The sequence below is a fragment of the Bacteroides sp. CAG:189 genome (assembly GCF_000432295.1).
Classification (GTDB): domain Bacteria; phylum Bacteroidota; class Bacteroidia; order Bacteroidales; family Bacteroidaceae; genus Bacteroides; species Bacteroides salyersiae.
Genome location: NZ_HF990982.1, coordinates 21,882 through 25,367, shown reverse-complemented (window position 1 = coordinate 25,367; position 3,486 = coordinate 21,882). Strand labels below are relative to the sequence as shown.

The window sequence follows — 3,486 nt, the reverse complement described above, 5'->3', positions numbered from 1 at the left end:
TTATGGTGGTAGTGCTACTGCCACTAAAAATTATATTTTCTTTAAGTCGTTTGTAATGGGAAGTTCCAAATCGAAGATTTATTATAAAGGTAAAGTTCAGAATAGCGTTGGTTCTGCTGAAACATCTACTTCGTACACTTATTATAAATAGAATTCAAATCTTCATGTGTAAACGGCTTTCCATTTAAGTCGAAAGAGAATACGCTATGTTGAAATTGTTGATAGCTCGGTTTTTTTAGTAAAATACTTGATATTCAATATATTGATTTAAATGAAATCTTACATCCATTTTCATAAAATGAGTCGATATGAGTCATTTTATGAAAATGTTTTCTACATGTGATGTTTTATGAATAAATTGTGTTTAGTTTACTAAATAATATTATCATTAAACATCTGTAAAATTAATTGTTATTATGCAAGCAAAATTAATCTTTTTAATACTCCTTTTCTGGGGAATGTGGTGTTCGTCAATTTACGCTCAGTCCTTAAGTAGCTTGAAACGTGAAAACAAACAGACGATGAAAGAACTTAAGGTGAAGTATGGGTTAAGCTCTATAAAAATAGAAATGGGAGATAATGGATTCTGGTATTATTTAGTCTCTCAGAAAGAGGGAAATCAAAAATGTTATGGAGTTATTAGCAAAAACGGGAACTTTATATTTGAATGTGAGTATGAAGATATTATTTATATCAATGGTATTTATAAAGATGGTTATGTCAATTATACATTTAATTCTATGTCAGGAGGAACTGATGAATTTAAATTATATAACCATATGATGCTGGATCATTTTATTTTAGAAAAAGCTGATACGCATGAAAAACTGATATGTACTTGTGACGGTAAAATATTGAAGAGTGGGATACAAGGACAAATCACATACTTGGGTAGTTGGCTGCTGATAAATACAAAGGAAATATACACAAGACAGTTGGATGGCGTTCTAAAATTAATAATTGTAAATAATGAGTCTAAAAACATGCGTTTTATGACTTGGAATGGCATTGAAATTTTTAATGATGAAATGTTTTTGATGATCATAGCAAACAAAGCTTCCGGAAATTTCAATAATGTATTTGCTTTTAATAATCAAAATCGTATGGGAGCAATCTATTTGGAGGATTTAAATTCAATTGTACCGATTGAATACTCGGAAATACGTACAATCTCAGGTAAAAGAGAATTTGAAGTGAAACTACATCCTGCTGATAAATTTCATGTTTACAACAAGACAATGAATGAAAAATTTATTCCTAAAAATCCTGGTGAACAATTCTACGTTGAAAGAAAATATGAAGACTGCATCAAATATTATGCTACAGAGGGTGTAGCTGATGCTGATTCAAAGTTATATTCAGCTTCTGCGTTAAAAACAATTGCTATATTAAAAGTGATACAACTTCAAAATCATGTTCAAGCCCCTTCGGCCAACCAATTGAAAGATTACAACTATAACGAGATAAAAAGCCTTCTAAATGATGCTAAGACGATACTTGAGTCAGCAATGAGCCAAGATACCTTGCGAACCAAAGTATATCAAGAAAATATAAATAATTGCGATGTGTACTTAGATTTACTGGAAACATATCATGCACAATTAAAAGAAAATAGTTTTGGGAACCAATTACTAAAATCAATACTTGCAGGTATTTCCGAAGGGTTGAAACAAGCTGCGGTAAAATCGATTAACGCTTCTTCGCTAAATATTGGCAAGAATTCTCATAGTACTGCAAATGATGATGGACGGCATAACTCATCTACTTCTAACTCTACCGGGTCAAGTAATTCTTCAAATAGTGGCGGATTGAGTGATGGTGTGCAAAATCGTATCAGACAAGTAGAAAAAAACATTGCGAATGAAACTGAATACTTGCAACATGCTCAAAAACGCTACAATAGTAATCCTACAAGTGCAGGGAAAAGAGAAATGGAGGCTCACAAACGAGCGATAGAGGGTTATAGAAAACAAATAGAGGATTTAAAGAGTGGAAGATAGTGATAAATAAAAAAATCGATATCAGGGTATTTCAAACCGAAATAAAATGTTCTATTAGAAATGGAGACTCAAAATCAAAAGGTAGAGAAGGTTATCAGGACAATAAGATCTTACCGGATTTGGATATTGGGCAGTCTTTATTTTTCGGGATTCCATTGAAGGATAGGAAAAGAAATTCAGAAAATTTCAATCCTGTAAATTAGCCGCCAGGAATTTCCGCATTTCTTCTACACTTTTTCCTCTACGGCGGGCATAATCTTGCAACTGATCTTCTCCAATCTTTCCTACAGAAAAATATTTCGAGGCAGGATGTGCAAACATTAAACCACAGACGGAGGCATGCGGATACATAGCTCCGTTTTCTGTTAGCTTTATGCCGATTTGCTTCATGTTCAGGAGCTCGTCTAAAAGGAAGTTTACCGATTGGTCGGGTAAAGACGGATAACCTACAGCCGGACGAATACCTTGATATTTCTCTATAAGTAGTTCCGGAATAGTCAGATTTTCGTCTTTAGCATATCCCCAGGCTTCCTTACGCACATGTTCGTGCATTTTTTCCGTAGCTGCTTCCGCAAGCCGGTCGGAGAGAGTCTGTACTAAAAGATGCTTGTATGGATCTTTTTTGTATAACCCTTCCATATCCGCATCGATCGTGGCGGCAAAAGCACCTACCGTATCAGTTATTCCGGAAGATAGCGGACGTACAAAATCACTGAGGCAAAGGAACGGACCTCCTTCGCGTTTCTTCATCTGCTGGCGGAGCAAAGGGAACGTAACTCCGTCTAATATGAGATTGTCCCCCTCCGAGTTAGCTTTGCATAGCTTGAAAATTGTTTTTACTTCAAAGTCCTCGTCCAGCAGATTTAACATTCGATTGGCTTCCTTAAAAAGCTGCATCGCTTCTGATGCCTTCGGGCGTTCTTCTTCCGGAAAAGATGTCAACCAGGATGCGCGACAAACATCGCATCCGTGTATATCGGCAATAGCAGCAAAGCGAGGTTGGAATCCCCACGCATGAAAGAAGTAGATCCAGTTGATATAGGAGCTGACTTCATGGACTTTATAATGTAAAATGGTAATCAAGCGATTAAAAATTAATGATTAGTGGTAAGCGATAAGTGATCTGCTAATCACTAATTTCTGATTCTCAGTTCCTGTCCCCTATAGTTTTCATCTATTGCACCGTCCGAGTATAACAGATGTCCGTTTACAAATGTCTTTTCGACTTTCCATCGGAAAGTATGTCCTTCCAACGGGCTCCATTGGCATTTGCTGAAAATACAATCTTTGGTTACCGTCCATTCCGTATTAGGACGAACGAGTACCAGATCGGCCTGATTACCGGTACGGATAAAACCTCGATTGTGTATTTCGTAAATCTGTGCGGGCGCATGGCACATCTTTTCCACTATCTTCTCGATGGTGAATACTCCTTCGTCTACCAACCCGAGCATACTGACCAGTGAAAATTGTATCATAGGCATTC

Annotated in this window: 3 protein-coding genes; 1 reads left to right on the top strand and 2 read right to left on the bottom strand. The window is 36.3% G+C overall.

All coding sequences use genetic code 11. The features are described from left to right. The first annotated feature begins 521 nt into the window (after positions 1-521). Positions 522-2,000 carry a hypothetical protein gene (locus QVP90_RS01110; RefSeq protein ID WP_264381084.1) on the top strand — a complete coding sequence of 493 codons (1,479 nt, stop codon included), beginning with the start codon at positions 522-524 and terminating at the stop codon, positions 1,998-2,000. A gap of 186 nt (positions 2,001-2,186) precedes the next feature. Here QVP90_RS01110 and QVP90_RS01105 read toward each other — a convergent pair whose 3' ends face one another. Together QVP90_RS01105 and QVP90_RS01100 are read right to left on the bottom strand one after the other, a co-directional pair. Then, on the bottom strand, positions 2,187-3,083 hold the full coding sequence (locus QVP90_RS01105; RefSeq protein WP_021935457.1) for a vitamin B12 dependent-methionine synthase activation domain-containing protein: 897 nt from the start codon (positions 3,081-3,083) through the stop codon (positions 2,187-2,189). 50 nt (positions 3,084-3,133) lie between these two features. Continuing rightward, positions 3,134-3,486 (bottom strand): amidohydrolase family protein (locus QVP90_RS01100; RefSeq protein WP_288203656.1); only part of this gene is annotated, 353 nt, incomplete at its 5' end.